Origin of the sequence: Paenibacillus harenae DSM 16969, assembly GCF_000422465.1 — a bacterium.
Taxonomy (GTDB): domain Bacteria; phylum Bacillota; class Bacilli; order Paenibacillales; family Paenibacillaceae; genus Pristimantibacillus; species Pristimantibacillus harenae.
On the sequence record NZ_KE383842.1, the window covers coordinates 759964 to 775110 of the forward strand.

The window sequence follows — 15147 nt, forward strand, 5'->3', positions numbered from 1 at the left end:
ATTTCGTTATGATTCAAGCATTATAAGCAACAAAATGCGACAAGGGAGGACTTAATAGAATGGCGAATTGGCAAAATGTGACCCCTCAAGCCATGCTTGAATTATTGGAGTCCGGCCAAGTGAAACCGGAACAGCTCATTGATGTCAGAGAGCCGTATGAATGGGATTATTACCATATTGATCAATCCAAGCTGATTCCAATGAACACCATTCCATTAATAATAAGCGAACTCATGCAGGAGCAGCCGATCTACGTCATTTGCGCCCATGGCGTAAGAAGCGTCGCCGTATGCAGCTATTTAGAAGAACAAGGCTGCAGCGGCATCCACAATGTTACGGGCGGGATGGCGGCTATTGCCTCGTTGAAAGGTTTTCGATACGATTAACCGGATTCAGGAAAGAAAAAAGGGAGCTGCGGAAACAGATCCTGCTGATAGAGCCGTGATTTGTTTTGCGTGAAATCGCCTGACCGGACGGCGTCCGTATTAATTAACAGATCAACGACAGCGGAGAGCGTATGCAGCTTCATTTTTGCCGCCTGCCCCGAAATGACGAAATCATCGACGCGGCTGGTCAAGTCATGCGGATAATAAATAGTCAGCTTCTTGCGTGACATCAACTGATCGGCCATCAGCTTATTTTTGACAATGAAGGGAAGCTTCTCCCATTCCGAGAGTTCCAGAATCGAAGAAGCCTTATACTCCGAAGGAATGTCCAAATTGACGGTCGCGGCCCATATTTGCATAGCGGAATAGTAGGCCTGTTGAGCTGTCAAGGCATTTTGCGAGGCGGATAAAAATGTTTTCTCCTTTACGACATGCTGCGCAAGATCGTTATTATCCAAGGTTTTGGCGCTTGCGGCTGCTTTCACTGCAGCATCCTTAAACAGCTTTAAGCTCCTTATGTAGTTGACCTGCGACTCCGCGAGCAATGGCGATTTCTGCATATCGACGGAGCTTGCTTCACCGGCTTTGGTCTCGGCCAGGTTCGATAAATCTTTGAACATGGAAGTTGCTTCACTCGTTTTGCCTTGCGATAATTTAACCATAGCCGCGAACCATTCGTTCTGAAATTCCCGATAAGGCAAAAATACAGTATGATAGAAAGAAACCAAATCCTGCTGCTGGTAGGGAAGATCGGAAGGCGCAGCGCCGTTCCCAGCCTCCTTTTCCTTTGCGTAGTTGGCTTCGGTTTTTTCGGTGCCGATCTGAATGCCGTAGAAAAAAGCGCCTACCGCGCATACAAGCATGAACACAAACCCAACACTAAATAACATGGCGGTCGTCGTTAATTTTTTTTCCATCTCTGTCTCTATCTCCTTCTATGTCGGTAAAATAGGTTGTCGAATTGTTCTATCAGTATAGGGGAAAAGGTCGAAAAAGAAAATATAATTGCTCCAGACAGGCGGGAATCTATGAAGAAATTCGATTTACGCAACATTCGGATCCGCAAGGTATCGGTCGATGACCTCGATGACCGCATGCTGCTCATTAACTTATATGGCACACAAGCGCTTACTTTGATTATCGGCATCCTATGGGTTTTATTTCAGCGCCAGAATTTGATCCAATTATTTACAATCCCGAAGGAGCTGGCATTTCTGTGGTGGGGGGCCGGACTTGCCTGCGCCGTGATCCTCGTAGACTTGCTGATTTCACGCTTTGTTCCGGAGGAGGCAAATGACGACGGGGGCGTCAATGACCGTATCTTTCGAAAACGTCCGATATGGCATATCGCCGTCATTTCCTTTGTGGTATCGATATGCGAGGAGCTGTTGTTCCGCGGGGCTATCCAGCATGCGATCGGACCATATTGGACAAGCATTATATTCGCAACGATTCATGTCCGTTATTTGAAACACTGGATTCCGACCGGTTTAGTGTTCTCCATCAGTTACGGCCTAGGCTGGATTTATATGCAATCGGGTTCGATCTGGGCGCCGATCATCGCTCATTTTTTAATTGATTTCGTAATGGGTTTAATTATCCGATTCAGGAGGGAGTCATGAGCAGGAAAGAAAGGTTTAGCCGTTCGGCAGCTAAACAGAATAAGAAGGCGGCAGCGCCGCCCAGCAAGGGAACGGATTCCCTTGACAGCGAAACGCTCCCGCCGCGTAGTAAAAAATTTCCATCCAGCATTCATAAAGTGACGAAGTGGTATTACAATTTGCTGTTTCTATTATTTGTCTGTCTGGTCGGAGGACTGTTCTGGTACGGGCTTAAATTCAGCGATTAGTCTCAATCGCGGCCGGATCGATAAAGCTGTACCCCTTCTCTTCCAGCTTCGTCAGCAGCTCGTCAAGCGCATCGGCCGTCCACCGCAGCTCGTGCATCAAAATATTTGCGCCTGGGTGAAGCTGCTCGAGCACATTCCGTATCACTTCGGCCGGTTTGTCCTTCGTTGATTTATCCCAGTCAAGAGAACCGTTCGACCACGTCATGTACAGCATGCCGTGGTTTTTGGCCGTATTTCTGACCAAATCCCCGCCCGATCCGTAAGGAGGGCGGAAGAACTTCGGTTTTTCGCCGGTAAGCGATTCAATCTCAGTCTGCAGATCGCCGATCTGCTGTTCCACCGATTGCTCGGATTCATTTTTCAAATTAATGTGATCCCATGAATGGTTGCCGATGGTCTGGCCTCTCTCGTGAATGAGCTTTAGCAAATCCGGATTTTGCTTCACCCTGTAGCCGTTAACGAAAAAGATGGCTTTTGCCTCATGCTTATCGAGCGTATCGAGAAGACTTAGAAGGATATCCTTATTTATCGGTCCGTCATCGAAAGTAAGCAAAACGGCCTTATTCGTCGTCTCCTTGCTGAGCGGCTCAAACCGGAATGCGTCATTCATCCGATACAGCTTGGGAGTCGGCTCCTCGGTTGCAGTCTCCGGGGACGCGGAGGGAGGAGCCTCGCTTACAAGCGGGCTTCCTGCGACAGGCGAAGTTGTTGCTGCAGGTGAAGGCGATTCCCGGATCATGCCGTTCATCGTATGGTCATTGTTCTCTGCGGGACGGCCGCAGGCAGAGAGAAGGAGCGCCAGCAGAAAGACCGGCCAGAAAGGTATGCGTTTCATATTCATCATGACCTCCGAAATCCAATAGGTTATTTATTCGTGCTCAACGCGCTGAAACGACATCATTGTATCATACTTGCCCCTATGCGGCTGTAGAATGATTTCCTTATTTTATATGGAATGGCGGTATCGCTTGGCGGTCAAAATAATCATGTATACGATAAGGAAAGAGGTGTCCATCATTATGAGATTAAGCGGGTTAATTGTTGGAGGATTAATCGGTGCGGCCGCCACTGTGTACTTCTCAAACAGGCGGCCGGGAGCTATGGCATGGGCGGGAAATGCATTGTCGGACGTAAGCTCGAAGGTTGCGAGCAAGTCCATGTCCAAAATATGGAATGCGAAATGGAATGCCGGGGGAGCTGCCGCCATGGCCCCAAAGCGTTCAGACGATACCGCCGCAAGCTCAGAAGCCGCATGGGAGCAAATTGAAGCTATCGTGGAAAGCGATCCCGTTATTAAGAAGGAAGCGGCTAAAATCAAAGCGGAATCGTCGTCGGTTGCCCATTAATTTGCCTGAAGTAATCGGAATCGTTGGAACGCTGCGCACAGATGCGAAGCGCTCAAACGATTCTTTTTTTTCATGCAATATTAGTGCAATCAAGCAGTAATTCTGATAAAGTAGTTACATAGCACGATTTGATCTTTTTGGTCACATCTTACTAAAAATTTCATACGCTGTTACAACAGATGCTGCAGAGGAGGATCCTGTCATGAAAATCGAACGGCTGAGTCAGGACAAGATACGGATTTTCCTGACGTTCGACGACCTGCTGGAACGGGGGATCCAGAAGGAAGACATGTGGCGCGAAATTCCAAAAGTACACGAACTATTCAGTGAAATGATGGATCAAGCATACAGTGAACTTGGATTCGATGCCAACGGCCCGTTAGCGGTCGAAGTGTTTGCCCTCCCCGCGCAAGGTATGGTGGTGATTGTCACTCGTGGCAAAATGAACGGTCATGACGGAGAACGTGCATCCGACGAAGACGACACAGATGACGAGATATACGAGATGGAAGTTACGCTCGAGCAAAGCGATGTCGTTATGTATGCCTTCCGGGAATTTGAAGATGTCATATCGGTGTGCAAGCAATTGCAGGCTTCGACGCTGACGGAGGACGGAAGGTTATATTTCTACAACGGTAAGTATATACTGGCATTGGAGCCTGCGCTGATCGACTCGTCTAGACATAACGCCGTCATCGCGCTGCTTGCGGAATACGGTGAAGCAACCTCGGTCACCTACGCCATGCTGGAAGAGTACGGTAAAATGATTATGTCCGAAGCGGCTGTGCGGGAGATTTGTAATCATTTTAAATTTTAACAAGAGCTTAGAACTGGCTTGCCTAATAGGAGCATCTGCGGGATGAATGTGTCCGTATGATGCTCTTCTTATGTGTCTGAAGGGTCCGCTCGAATACGGCGAAGAAAAGGCGTTCATATTAGAGGTAGACAAAGGCGGTGAATGGAATGAACAAGCATGAAGCCAATGATGTTCTGCTTTCTACTCAAATCGTAATCGAACAAGCGCTGATGAGGCTGGGTTACGATCAAACGATGATCGAATTGCTGAAGGAACCGATGAGGCTGCTGACCGTCCGGATACCTGTACGCATGGATGACGGATCGACGAAGGTGTTTACCGGATACCGTTCCCAGCATAACGATGCGGTAGGGCCCACGAAGGGCGGCGTCCGCTTCCATCCGGCCGTTACCGAAAATGAAGTCAAGGCGCTTTCCATTTGGATGAGCCTGAAGTGCGGCATTGCAGATCTTCCTTACGGCGGCGGCAAGGGCGGCGTTATTTGTGACCCGCGCACGATGTCGTTCCTCGAGCTGGAGAGGCTGAGCCGCGGCTATGTGCGTGCCGTAAGTCAAATTGTCGGACCCAATAAGGATATCCCGGCCCCCGACGTGATGACCAACTCGCAAATTATGGCATGGATGATGGATGAGTACAGCAGAATACGCGAATTCGATTCTCCCGGATTTATAACGGGCAAGCCTCTCGTCCTGGGCGGATCGAAAGGAAGAGAAACGGCAACAGCCCGAGGCGTCGTCATTATGATTCACGAAGCGCTGCGATTGAAGGGGATAGCGCTTGAGAACGCTAGAATCGTTATTCAAGGCTTTGGCAATGCGGGCAGCTATCTTGCCAAATTCATGCATGAGTCCGGCGCCCGCGTAATCGCTATTTCCGATGTGAACGGGGCGTTGTATAATAAAGATGGGCTCGATATTGAATATTTGCTCGACCGACGCGATTCTTTCGGAAATGTAACGAATTTGTTTCCGAAGACCATCACGAACGCCGAGCTGCTGGAGTTGGAGTGCGATGTGCTTGTGCCGGCGGCGATCGAGAACCAAATCACGGAGCAAAATGCGCCTAATCTGCGCGCGGCGGTCGTCGTCGAGGCAGCTAACGGCCCCACGACGCTGGAGGCAACCAGAATCCTTACGGACAGAGGGGTGCTGCTTATCCCCGACGTGCTTGCCAGCTCCGGCGGCGTAATCGTGTCTTATTTCGAATGGGTTCAAAATAATCAAGGCTACTATTGGGATGAGCAGGAAGTGGACGATAAGCTTCAAATCATGATGAAACGGGGCTTTGAGCACGTGTATGACATACACCGCACCCGCAAGGTCGATATGAGGCTTGCCGCCTATATGGCCGGAGTACGCAAAATGGCCGAAGCGGTCCGTTTCCGCGGATGGGTGTAAGAAGGGTGTAAGAAAGCAGGGGAGAATTGGTGTTGTTTTCCGTACTGACAGCGGCTGTAGCGCCAGGCGTTTCGCTGCTTACTTACCTATATTTAAGGGACCGTTACGATGCCGAGCCGATCCATATGGTCGCGAGAATGTTCGTGCTCGGCATATTGGTTGTCGTGCCGATTATGGTTATTCAGCGGGGAATCGAATTATGGCTGGGCGATCACAACGTCGTTTTTGCTTTTATACAAACGGCTGGCGTTGAGGAATTTGTCAAATGGTTCGTGCTGTATCACGTCATTTACAACCATACGGAATTTGACGAGCCTTACGACGGAATTGTCTATGCGGCTTCCATTTCGCTCGGATTTGCAACGCTCGAGAATGTGCTTTATGCCATTTACTCGCCGGCTACATTCGGCACGCTGCTCGTTCGGGCGCTGCTGCCCGTCTCCGGCCATGCGTTATTTGGCATTATGATGGGCTATTATTTGGGAAAAGCAAAATTCGCGTCCAAGAAGCAAAGCTATACTTTTCTAGCCATTTCGTTTGCGCTGCCGGTCATGCTCCACGGTACTTACGACTGGATTATGATTACCAGCCAATCGAACTGGATGTGGTTCATTATTCCGTTCATGATTATTTTATGGATATGGGGGCTGCGCAAAATGAACCGCGCCAATTCCCGTTCTCCTTTCCGGTTCCTTATCCGGGAGGATGAGATTAAACTTTAGGCGTTCCGTCTATACTGACAATAAATAGCAGTGTCCGGGATGACGGCACTTCATTATTTCAGCTGGAGGGATTTATGGAAGCGGCAAGAATTAAGGTAACGATCAGGTGCAACGTATGCGGGGAGAAATTTGTGCTGCGCGGACGGAGAGACAAGGGCATGATCGATACAGGCTTCAAGCAGTGCATATGTAATAATTCGAATGATTTGGATATCGAAGAGCACAGCGTTTATTAAATTATTCGGCAAGCAAGGCAATTGAATAACGGGATGCATAAAGCTCCCTTGGGCAAACCAAACTAAAACCAGGTTTTGCACAAGAAAGGAGCTTTTGTGTTATGTACCAGCGACTCAGCTCGATCCTGTTTCCCATTATGTCCCTATTATTCATTGGCGCGGCATTTTGGGGCTATCAGGAGCATCAAGAGAAAAACTCGATATTGATAAAAGCGGAGAATCAGTATCAGCGGGCATTCCATGACTTAACCTACCATGTCGAGCAGGTTCATCAGCAATTGGGCAATACGCTTGCCGTTAACTCGACATCTCAAAGCTATCACCGCAAAGGTCTTGTCAATGTGTGGCGATTAACAAGCCAAGCGCAAAATGAGATTAGCCAATTGCCGTTAACTCTGCTTCCCTTCAATAAGGCGGAGGACTTTTTATCGCATATCTCGAATTTTGCTTACAAGACAGCGGTTCGGGATTTAACGAAGGAGCCTTTGTCTCCGGATGAATTTAAAACAATGAAAACCTTATATGCCAAATCGGAAGAAATATCAAAGGAGCTGCTCGGTATGCAGCAAACCGTGCTGGCGAACAATTTACGATGGATGGACGTTGAAGTTGCGCTGGCCTCCGAGAATTCGAACAATGACAATGCGATTATCGACGGGTTCAAGACGGTCGATCAGAAGGTCAGCGAATATCCGGAAATCAATTGGGGTCCTTCGGTGGCAAGCATGTACCAGAAACGGACGATCAGCATGCTCAGCGGCAATCAGGTTACTCCTGAGGAAATCAGAAAACAGGCTGCGAAATTTTTGAATGCCCCGGATGCCGATATTCGCGTTGTTGAGAACGGGAAAGGCACCGAGTACGCGTCCTATTCCGCAACGGTAGACCGGGGAGGCGACGACGGCAAGCTGCAGATGGACTTTACGCAAAAAGGCGGTCAGCTCATCTGGTTCATGAACTCGCGCGAGATCGGGGATAAGAAGATCGACTTCGAACGGGCGAAAGCCGCCGCCGACTCTTTCTTAAATGAACATGGTTTTGAGGGAATGCAGGCTGTCAGCTACGATCTATTCAATAACACAGGTTCCTTCACTTACGTCGGCCTTCAAAGCGGCGTGTTGATCTACCCGGAGAAGCTGACGGTGAAGGTTGCGCTCGATAACGGCGAGCCTGTCGGTCTCCAGGCGAACGACTACGTTTATGAACATCACAAGCGGAAGCTGCCAAGCCCGATCTTAACGAAGGCTGAGGCTCGCAAGGCATTAAATAAGGATATGAAGGTGCAAAACGAGCAGCTCGCTCTGATAGATAACGAAATGGGAGGGGAAGTGCTCTGCTATGAATATACCGGCCGCATAAACGGTTCTTTGTACCGCGTTTATATCAATTCGGAGACGGGACTTGAGGAGTCGATCGAAGAGATGACGGCGAACGATTCTCAGGCAGTTTCCGACAAATAACGATATGGCTCCCCCCAAATCGACGTGTTATAATGTCATGTAAATGGGGGGGAGTCAATTTTGTTGCCGAAATTGAATCAAATGCTGCACTATCAGATCGCTTCTTCGGATGAGGAAGAAGCCGCGGTCGTATACAAATCCCGAATTGCCGACGAGACGGATGACGGATTTCTTATTGAAATCCCGATCAGTGAGAGAACAGGGCGGTATAAGCGTCTGTTTTTGGGCGATGAGCTGTCTATGTTTTTCGTGACAGAGGACGGAATTAAAAATTATTTTGATTCTCATGTGACAGGCTTTAAAGAGGATGGAATCCGCTTAGTTAAAATTCGCAAGCCGGAACCGGACCGGATTACGAAGGTGCAGCGCCGCAGCTTCCTGAGGGTGGCGGCCGAACTGGAGCTTGCGGTTAAAATGTCCGGCAACATACGGTTCGTCTGTAAAACCGATGATGTCGGAGGCGGCGGCATTTCCTTTATTTGCGACAGCAAATGGCCGATTGCCGCAGGGCAAACGCTGGAATGCTGGATTCTTCTTCCATTCCGGAACGGAACGCTCGACCATGCCGCATTCAAAGCGGAAATCGTCCGTGTCGTTGAATTGGAAACCGGCCGGAAGCATGCCATGATTAAATATATAATCATCAATGATTCCGAACGGCAGAAGATCATCCGCTATTGCTTCGAGAAACAACTGGAATTTCGCAATCGATGAATAATGGCTGCTTTTTTTTGGGAAACTACTAAAAAAAGGAGGCGGTCATGTAAAGATGCGAAGGCAAGTATTCAAAATAAGAAATCGAAAACAGCTTCTCCGGTTAACGGATGAGGTCAGCGCTATCCTCCGGAAAATCATTATCACCCTGTTAATTTTGCTTGTATGCTCACAGGCTGCCTTGCAAAATGATACGGTTCGGCACCTGCTTACGGGCGTAGATCGGTGGGAAGGAACCCGCTTAAACTGACGCTCGGCTTTTGCATCTCCGTTTATAGTGTGGTATAATTTTCACGTTCGCAGGCAAAGCCTGCTTTTTTCTTGAGAGGTTTGTGTCGCATTTTATGTATTTCGGCCAGCCGTCTCTACATAAAAGGGGGATGACCGTACGTGATGCATCAAGATGGCGACACCCGTATCAACATTGCAATTGACGGGCCGGCAGGCGCGGGCAAGAGCACTGTGGCGCGAAAGGTCGCCGAACAGCTTGGATATGTGTATATCGATACGGGTGCTATGTATCGGGCTGTCACACTACGTGCCCGAAACGCGGGAATTACGGCTGACCAGCCGGCCAAGCTGGCTGAATTAGTCAGATCTTTAAAGATCGAGCTTGAACCTGGCGACCAGGGGCAATCCGTATTTGTTGACGGTGTCGACGTGACGTCGCAGATCCGTTCTCGAGAGGTTACGATGCAAGTATCGCATATAGCGGCCAACGAGACGGTAAGGGATGTGTTAGGCCAATTGCAACGCAGCCTTGCGGCTCGCAAAGGGGTCGTAATGGATGGCCGCGATATCGGCTCGCATGTGCTGCCGGACGCGGAGCTCAAAGTTTTTTTGACGGCATCCGTCAAGGAGCGGGCAATGCGCAGGCACAAGGAAATCGCCGACAGCCAGAAGATTACGCTCGAGCAACTGGAAACAGAGATTGCGCAGCGTGACAAGCTAGACGAGCAGCGTGAAATTTCTCCGTTAATATGCGCTTCCGATGCTGTCGTATTAGACAGTACCGGCATGGCAATTGATGAAGTCATTCAGGCAATTGTCAAATTAAGCCGAACCAAATTGGCGGAGGCGAAGTAAACTATGTTATACATCTTTTTCCGGTTTCTTCTCCGCGGCATCTATACGCTGCTGTTCCGGTTGGAAGCAAGCGGGATGGAGAATATTCCAGCCGAAGGCCCGGTTATTCTGGCCTCCAACCATTTGAGTAATTTTGATCCTCCCACCGTTGGGGTGAAGGTGAAGCGGAAGGTTCATTTCATGGCGAAAGAGGAGCTGTTCATGGTTCCCGTTTTCGGTCCGCTGATCCGCGCGTTCGGCGCATTTCCGGTGAAACGCGGAGGCGTAAGCAAGGATGCGATCAAATCGGCAATCAGCTTGCTTAAAGAGGGCAACGTAATGGGGATATTCCCTGAGGGCTCGCGCAACAGTCAAGCCGGCGCGGCCAAGAAAGGCGCTGCCATGATTGCGGTGCGAAGCGGCGCGGCGGTTGTTCCCGTAGCCATCATCGGGCGATATAAACCGTTCAGCAAAATCAAAGTTTATTACGGCAAGCCGATTGATCTTACTGCAATCATTGAAGAATCGTCTCCGGATATGCTGGAACAAGTAACGGACGCTATTATGGCCCGCATTCGGGAGCTTGCCGCAAATAATCGTTAATAAATGTTTTAAATGCTGCTTTCGCTCTAGGCGGAAGCGGATTTAAATAAAGTTGGGGTATGAACTGAGGAGGTTATTTCAATGTCAGAAGAAATTAATGTGCAAGAATCCGCAGCGGAGGAAGTAAATCAAGATGCTATGGATAATTTTGTGTCTTTGAAGAAAGGCGATTCCGTTAAAGGTACGATCGTCAAAATCGAAGATAACCAAGCTTATGTAAGCCTTGGATATAAATATGACGGTGTTATTCCGATCCGCGAGCTTTCCGCAGTACAGCTCGAGAATGCTACGGATGCCGTGCAAATCGGCCAAGAGGTTGAGCTTAAAGTCGTAAGCATTAATGACGATAAGGAAAGCCTGGTTCTTTCGAAGCGTATGGTTGACGGCGAGAAAGCATGGGATCAGCTGCAAGAGCGTTTCGAAAGCGGCGAAGTTTTCGAAGTTACTGTAGCGGATGTCGTAAAAGGCGGACTTGTTGCTGACGTCGGCATTCGCGGATTTATTCCGGCATCCATGGTCGAGCGTCACTTCGTCGAAGACTTCTCCGACTACAAAGGACGTACGCTTCGCGTTAAAGTGAAAGAAATCGACCGCGAGAACAATAAGGTCATTCTTTCGCAGAAAGAAGTGCTGGATGCCGAATACGAGCAAAGCAAGCAGCAAATCATGTCTTCGCTGCAAGTCGGCCAAGAGCTTGAAGGCACCGTGCAGCGCCTCACGCCATTCGGCGCGTTCGTTGATATCGGCGGCATCGACGGCCTGGTTCACGTATCCGAGCTTTCGTGGCAGCATGTCGCTCATCCGAAGGATGTTGTTTCGGAAGGCCAATCGGTACGCGTTAAAGTACTGAAGGTAGATCCGGCTGCTGGCAAAATCAGCCTCAGCATCAAAGCGGCTCAGCCTGGTCCATGGGATACGGCTGCTGGCCAGTTTGCGATCGGCGATATCGTTACAGGCACCGTTCGCCGTCTTGTTCCATTCGGCGCTTTCGTTGAAATCGCGCCGGGCGTTGAAGGACTTGTTCATATTTCCCAAATCGCTCACCGCCATATCGGCACGCCAAACGAAGTTTTGAAAGAGGGCCAAGAGGTTCAAGCGAAGGTTCTTGACTTCAATCCTGCCGAGAAGCGGGTTAGCCTAAGCATTAAAGAAACCGAAGAAGCGCCTGAGCAGCCGGCTCCTAGCGCAAGACCTGATAGAGCGCCACGCTCGCCGAAGATCGAGAAAATCGATAACCCGAACGTAAGCTTGAGCAATGAGAGCATGAGCTACTCGCTTGCAGAACGATTCGGCGATAAGCTGAAAAACTTGAAATAGAATTTTCCAAGATAAACAAAGGAGCTATTGCTGCGATATTCGCAGGAATAGCTCCTTTTTTTTGGCGCATAATAGGGGGACGAGGTGGTAAAGGATGAATCCGGGTTATTTGTCATTTTGGATAATGCTCATGATGCTCGTTTTGCTTGCAACCGGTTGGAAACCTTATTTAGCTCCCGATATTAGCCGGCGCACATGGTTCGTCCTTACCATAATGCTTGTCGCGAGCCTTCCCTTTTCCATATGGTGGTCCCCTATGCGTGAGTATATTCCGATTGAAATCCATGTGAGCGTGTGTATGCTGCTCATTGCCTCCCTCTTCGCCTTTAAGGGAGACGAGGAATGGAGCTATAAAGGATATCTGGTGCTATGCACGCTAATGATCGCCGTTATTTGGGGATTCGTACGCAAAATTTACAGCTTTGATCCTGTTTTCTACTGGCTGGGTCCGAATTGGGATGCTCCCATGCTTGGAGGCTTGCTGTGCGGCGCCTTTTCTGCTTCGTCTAAGCATCAATACGCGATGATCATATGGGGGGCGGTATTAGGCGAATGCCTTAACGCTATGCTGCAGTCTCACGGCTACACGGCCTTCGTCGGCTCGTTGTCCTGGTGGGACGGCTTCTGGATTGCAATTGCGACGGCGCGTCTGTTCACCTTATTGCTTAAGCTGTTTAGAGTCAGTCTGGCCAAGCTTAGCTTAATGTTATGGCATATAAGAGGGGGGCGATCCTCGTAATGCAGCATTTTTTAGTTCAAAATAAACATTTGGTCGGCGTGCTGCTGGGTATCGTTCTCGGGATTATTTCCCGTTTACTCATGCTTAGAACGGATTATCGACAATATCCGACGTATCCGCATGGCCGAATCATCCATATTTCGCTTGGGGTGATCGCGGCTGCGCTTGGGGCTGTAGCCGTACCTGCGATTTTTAATAAGGACTATACGGCCATTACTTTCCTGACGCTGGCGGCGCAGCAATTTCGTGATGTCCGCAAAATGGAGAGGGAAACGCTCACCAAAATCGACGACCTGGAGCTGGTCGGCCGCGGTTCGACATATATAGAAGGAATTGCAATGGTGTTCGAAGGCCGTAATTACTTGGTTATCATGACGGCCCTGCTGACTAGTCTTTTCGCCATCCTCTTGAACGTTTGGGTAGGTATTATAGCAGGAGGGTTATCGTTGCTGCTGGTTGATAAGCTGAAATCGGGGAAATCCGTATCTCATATCGCAAGCGTGCATGAAGCAAGGGTGCGTGTTGACGGCCCGGATTTATTCGTAGACGATATCTACATCATGAATGTCGGGTTGAAAACAAATCAGGCGATTATAGCGGAACGGGGCATGGGCTTTATTTTGAAGCCTTATAACGCCAACGGTAAAGTGACGCTTAGCAACCTCGGACAGCGTCAGGCCATACTCTATGATCTTGCGACGATTCTGGGCGTATACCGTGATTCCGGAGAACCGATGCTTATTCCGTTGGCCAAGCTGGATATGAAGGACGGCCGATTAGCGGTCTTTCTGCTGCCGCAGGAGATGGACGCCGATAAAGGTAAAAATGTTATTCTGCGTGTACCGATTTTGGAATCGGCGGTTCGGATGCCGACGGAAGCTTCGGTGAACCGGAAGGGAGCTGGCGAGAATGGCTAAGATCGTAGCGGTCGTTTCCTTGCATGCGGATAAGACGGGCGGCGGTGGAGCTCCCCTATTTATTGCGTCAAATGAGCAGGAATTAGAGGAAACCGCGTTCCTGTTGGAGAAGATTTTGGATGCAAGCGCTCATAACCTGAAGAATGGTACCATCATCCTGGTAGACCGCAGCTAATATGAAAAGTTAGCCAAGAACGGACTTTTTTGCTATGATGGTTATCGTGAGTATTTTTGAAGGAGTGGAAAACTAACTATGGCAAGACCCGTTATCGCTATCGTCGGGCGTCCGAATGTGGGAAAGTCCACAATATTTAATAGAGTCATCGGAGACCGCCTTGCAATTGTTGAGGATAAACCGGGTGTCACGCGCGATCGGTTGTATGGCACCGGAGAGTGGAATGGCAAGCCGTTCAGCATCATTGATACCGGCGGTATTGAGATTGACGGCGAAGATGAAATAATGAAATCGGTCCGGATGCAGGCCGAGTTGGCTATTGAAGAAGCGGATGCTATTATTTTTATGGTGGATGCCAAGAGCGGCTTGACGCTTGCGGACGATGAGGTCGCACAAATGCTGTTTCGGTCGCGCAAGCCGGTGATCGTGGCAGTCAATAAAGTCGATAATTTGAATCGGATGGATGAAGTATACGAGTTTTATGGACTCGGCTTTGGCGAACCGATCGCGATTTCCGGATCGCATGGCCTTGGCATCGGCGATCTGCTCGATGCCGTCGTCGAACGTCTGCCCGACTTGACGGATGACGGCTATGACGAGGACGTTATTCGCGTCGCTCTGATCGGGCGACCGAATGTCGGGAAGTCCTCGCTCGTTAACGCGCTGCTGGGTGAGGACCGCGTAATCGTCAGCAACGTCGCGGGAACGACCCGCGATGCGATCGACACTCCGTTCGAACGGGATGGCCAGCGTTATGTGTTGATTGATACGGCAGGTATGCGCAAACGCGGCAAGGTATATGAATCAACGGAAAAGTACAGCGTCATGCGGGCGATGAAGGCAATCGAGCGCGCGGATGTCGTGCTGGTGCTTATTAATGGAGAAGAAGGCATCATCGAGCAGGACAAGCATATTGCGGGTTATGCGCATGAAGCCGGCAAAGCCTCGGTCTTCGTCGTGAACAAATGGGATGTGGTCGAGAAGGACGAGAAGACGATGCAGCAGTTTACGCAAAATATTCGCGATCATTTCTTATTTATGTCTTATGCGCCGATCGTTTATCTGTCCGCCCTGACGAAACAGCGCTTACAAAAGCTGCTGCCTGTCGTTAATCATGTATCCGAGCAGCACGCGATGCGTATCCAAACTCATCTGCTTAACGACGTCGTTTCCGATGCCGTAGCGATCAATCCGCCTCCTTCCGATAAAGGAAAACGGCTGCGAATCAACTACGTTACGCAGGTGGCGACCAAACCGCCGACGATCGTTGTTTTCGTGAATGATCCGGAGATCATGCATTTCTCCTATGAGCGTTATTTGGAAAATAAAATTCGCGCAGCATTCGATTTTGAAGGAACGCCAATACGAATATTCTCACGTCGCAAGTCCGAGGAAGATTAGGGG

At 49.5% G+C, this 15147-nt stretch carries 19 protein-coding genes; 17 read left to right on the plus strand and 2 right to left on the minus strand.

Annotation, left to right across the window (positions count from 1 at the left end; all coding sequences use genetic code 11):
• The first annotated feature begins 59 nt into the window (after window positions 1-59).
• Window positions 60-386, plus strand: a complete 327-nt coding sequence (locus H581_RS0113720; protein ID WP_028610497.1) for a rhodanese-like domain-containing protein — start codon at window positions 60-62, stop codon at window positions 384-386.
• Here H581_RS0113720 and H581_RS0113725 read toward each other — a convergent pair.
• Window positions 383-1303 carry a hypothetical protein gene (locus H581_RS0113725; RefSeq protein WP_028610498.1) on the minus strand — a complete coding sequence of 307 codons (921 nt, stop codon included), beginning with the start codon at window positions 1301-1303 and terminating at the stop codon, window positions 383-385. The genes H581_RS0113720 and H581_RS0113725 overlap by 4 nt on opposite strands.
• 111 nt (window positions 1304-1414) lie before the next feature.
• Between H581_RS0113725 and H581_RS0113730 the strand changes: the two genes are divergently transcribed.
• Window positions 1415-2008, plus strand: coding sequence for a CPBP family intramembrane glutamic endopeptidase (locus H581_RS0113730; RefSeq protein ID WP_028610499.1), 594 nt, complete (start codon window positions 1415-1417; stop codon window positions 2006-2008).
• On the plus strand, window positions 2005-2235 hold the full coding sequence (locus H581_RS33995) for a hypothetical protein (RefSeq protein ID WP_036718600.1): 231 nt from the start codon (window positions 2005-2007) through the stop codon (window positions 2233-2235). Before H581_RS0113730 ends, H581_RS33995 begins: the two co-directional genes overlap by 4 nt.
• On the opposite strand, the gene H581_RS0113740 is transcribed toward H581_RS33995, so the two are convergent.
• Entirely contained in the window at window positions 2225-3070 is an 846-nt protein-coding gene (locus H581_RS0113740; protein ID WP_084134648.1) for a polysaccharide deacetylase family protein, read from the minus strand. The genes H581_RS33995 and H581_RS0113740 overlap by 11 nt on opposite strands.
• Before the next feature lie 133 nt (window positions 3071-3203).
• On the opposite strand from H581_RS0113740, the gene H581_RS0113745 reads away from it, so the two are divergent.
• The 14 genes from H581_RS0113745 (at window position 3204) to der (ending at window position 15144) form a co-directional block, all read left to right on the plus strand.
• The gene (locus H581_RS0113745; protein WP_156889582.1) at window positions 3204-3581 is read left to right on the plus strand and encodes a hypothetical protein; all 378 of its coding nucleotides are present in this window, start codon (window positions 3204-3206) and stop codon (window positions 3579-3581) included.
• Window positions 3582-3783: 202 nt separating this feature from the next.
• The gene (locus H581_RS0113750) at window positions 3784-4398 is read left to right on the plus strand and encodes a genetic competence negative regulator (RefSeq protein WP_028610502.1); all 615 of its coding nucleotides are present in this window, start codon (window positions 3784-3786) and stop codon (window positions 4396-4398) included.
• A 146-nt stretch (window positions 4399-4544) separates the two neighbouring features.
• Window positions 4545-5795 carry a Glu/Leu/Phe/Val family dehydrogenase gene (locus H581_RS0113760; RefSeq protein WP_028610503.1) on the plus strand — a complete coding sequence of 417 codons (1251 nt, stop codon included), beginning with the start codon at window positions 4545-4547 and terminating at the stop codon, window positions 5793-5795.
• A 26-nt stretch (window positions 5796-5821) separates the two neighbouring features.
• The gene (gene prsW / locus H581_RS0113765; protein WP_028610504.1) at window positions 5822-6517 is read left to right on the plus strand and encodes a glutamic-type intramembrane protease PrsW; all 696 of its coding nucleotides are present in this window, start codon (window positions 5822-5824) and stop codon (window positions 6515-6517) included.
• Window positions 6518-6591: 74 nt separating this feature from the next.
• Window positions 6592-6753 carry a hypothetical protein gene (locus H581_RS38370; protein WP_169507502.1) on the plus strand — a complete coding sequence of 54 codons (162 nt, stop codon included), beginning with the start codon at window positions 6592-6594 and terminating at the stop codon, window positions 6751-6753.
• Window positions 6754-6854: 101 nt separating this feature from the next.
• Window positions 6855-8213 carry a germination protein YpeB gene (ypeB, locus tag H581_RS0113775; protein ID WP_028610505.1) on the plus strand — a complete coding sequence of 453 codons (1359 nt, stop codon included), beginning with the start codon at window positions 6855-6857 and terminating at the stop codon, window positions 8211-8213.
• A gap of 60 nt (window positions 8214-8273) precedes the next feature.
• Window positions 8274-8927 (plus strand): flagellar brake protein, encoded by a 654-nt coding sequence (locus H581_RS0113780; protein ID WP_028610506.1) that lies wholly within the window; start codon window positions 8274-8276, stop codon window positions 8925-8927.
• Between the two features lie 393 nt (window positions 8928-9320).
• Window positions 9321-10013, plus strand: a complete 693-nt coding sequence (gene cmk, locus H581_RS0113790) for a (d)CMP kinase (RefSeq protein ID WP_028610508.1) — start codon at window positions 9321-9323, stop codon at window positions 10011-10013.
• Window positions 10014-10016: 3 nt separating this feature from the next.
• Window positions 10017-10595: a lysophospholipid acyltransferase family protein gene (locus H581_RS0113795; protein ID WP_028610509.1), complete on the plus strand. Its 579-nt coding sequence runs from the start codon at window positions 10017-10019 to the stop codon at window positions 10593-10595.
• Between the two features lie 81 nt (window positions 10596-10676).
• Complete coding sequence (gene rpsA / locus H581_RS0113800; RefSeq protein WP_028610510.1) at window positions 10677-11912, plus strand: 30S ribosomal protein S1; 1236 nt, start codon at window positions 10677-10679, stop codon at window positions 11910-11912.
• A gap of 94 nt (window positions 11913-12006) precedes the next feature.
• A complete protein-coding gene (locus H581_RS0113805) occupies window positions 12007-12651 on the plus strand; it encodes a YphA family membrane protein (RefSeq protein WP_028610511.1) in 645 nt (214 codons plus the stop codon).
• The gene (locus H581_RS0113810) at window positions 12651-13568 is read left to right on the plus strand and encodes a YIEGIA family protein (RefSeq protein ID WP_028610512.1); all 918 of its coding nucleotides are present in this window, start codon (window positions 12651-12653) and stop codon (window positions 13566-13568) included. The genes H581_RS0113805 and H581_RS0113810 overlap by 1 nt, the downstream gene beginning before the upstream one ends.
• The gene (locus tag H581_RS0113815) at window positions 13561-13743 is read left to right on the plus strand and encodes a capping complex subunit for YIEGIA (protein ID WP_028610513.1); all 183 of its coding nucleotides are present in this window, start codon (window positions 13561-13563) and stop codon (window positions 13741-13743) included. The genes H581_RS0113810 and H581_RS0113815 overlap by 8 nt, the downstream gene beginning before the upstream one ends.
• A 78-nt stretch (window positions 13744-13821) precedes the next feature.
• On the plus strand, window positions 13822-15144 hold the full coding sequence (gene der / locus H581_RS0113820; RefSeq protein ID WP_028610514.1) for a ribosome biogenesis GTPase Der: 1323 nt from the start codon (window positions 13822-13824) through the stop codon (window positions 15142-15144).
• Window positions 15145-15147 lie beyond the last annotated feature (3 nt).

Excerpts from the sequence above, each read along its gene's own strand:
- H581_RS0113720 (WP_028610497.1), top strand. The coding sequence starts at position 60 with ATGGCGAATTGGCAAAATGTGACCCCTCAAGCCATGCTTGAATTATTG.
- H581_RS0113725 (WP_028610498.1), bottom strand. The coding sequence starts at position 1,303 with ATGGAAAAAAAATTAACGACGACCGCCATGTTATTTAGTGTTGGGTTT.
- H581_RS0113730 (WP_028610499.1), top strand. The coding sequence starts at position 1,415 with ATGAAGAAATTCGATTTACGCAACATTCGGATCCGCAAGGTATCGGTC.
- H581_RS33995 (WP_036718600.1), top strand. The coding sequence starts at position 2,005 with ATGAGCAGGAAAGAAAGGTTTAGCCGTTCGGCAGCTAAACAGAATAAG.
- H581_RS0113740 (WP_084134648.1), bottom strand. The coding sequence starts at position 3,070 with ATGAAACGCATACCTTTCTGGCCGGTCTTTCTGCTGGCGCTCCTTCTC.
- H581_RS0113750 (WP_028610502.1), top strand. The coding sequence starts at position 3,784 with ATGAAAATCGAACGGCTGAGTCAGGACAAGATACGGATTTTCCTGACG.
- H581_RS0113760 (WP_028610503.1), top strand. The coding sequence starts at position 4,545 with ATGAACAAGCATGAAGCCAATGATGTTCTGCTTTCTACTCAAATCGTA.
- H581_RS38370 (WP_169507502.1), top strand. The coding sequence starts at position 6,592 with ATGGAAGCGGCAAGAATTAAGGTAACGATCAGGTGCAACGTATGCGGG.
- ypeB (WP_028610505.1), top strand. The coding sequence starts at position 6,855 with ATGTACCAGCGACTCAGCTCGATCCTGTTTCCCATTATGTCCCTATTA.
- cmk (WP_028610508.1), top strand. The coding sequence starts at position 9,321 with ATGCATCAAGATGGCGACACCCGTATCAACATTGCAATTGACGGGCCG.
- H581_RS0113795 (WP_028610509.1), top strand. The coding sequence starts at position 10,017 with ATGTTATACATCTTTTTCCGGTTTCTTCTCCGCGGCATCTATACGCTG.
- rpsA (WP_028610510.1), top strand. The coding sequence starts at position 10,677 with ATGTCAGAAGAAATTAATGTGCAAGAATCCGCAGCGGAGGAAGTAAAT.
- H581_RS0113805 (WP_028610511.1), top strand. The coding sequence starts at position 12,007 with ATGAATCCGGGTTATTTGTCATTTTGGATAATGCTCATGATGCTCGTT.
- H581_RS0113810 (WP_028610512.1), top strand. The coding sequence starts at position 12,651 with ATGCAGCATTTTTTAGTTCAAAATAAACATTTGGTCGGCGTGCTGCTG.
- H581_RS0113815 (WP_028610513.1), top strand. The coding sequence starts at position 13,561 with ATGGCTAAGATCGTAGCGGTCGTTTCCTTGCATGCGGATAAGACGGGC.
- der (WP_028610514.1), top strand. The coding sequence starts at position 13,822 with ATGGCAAGACCCGTTATCGCTATCGTCGGGCGTCCGAATGTGGGAAAG.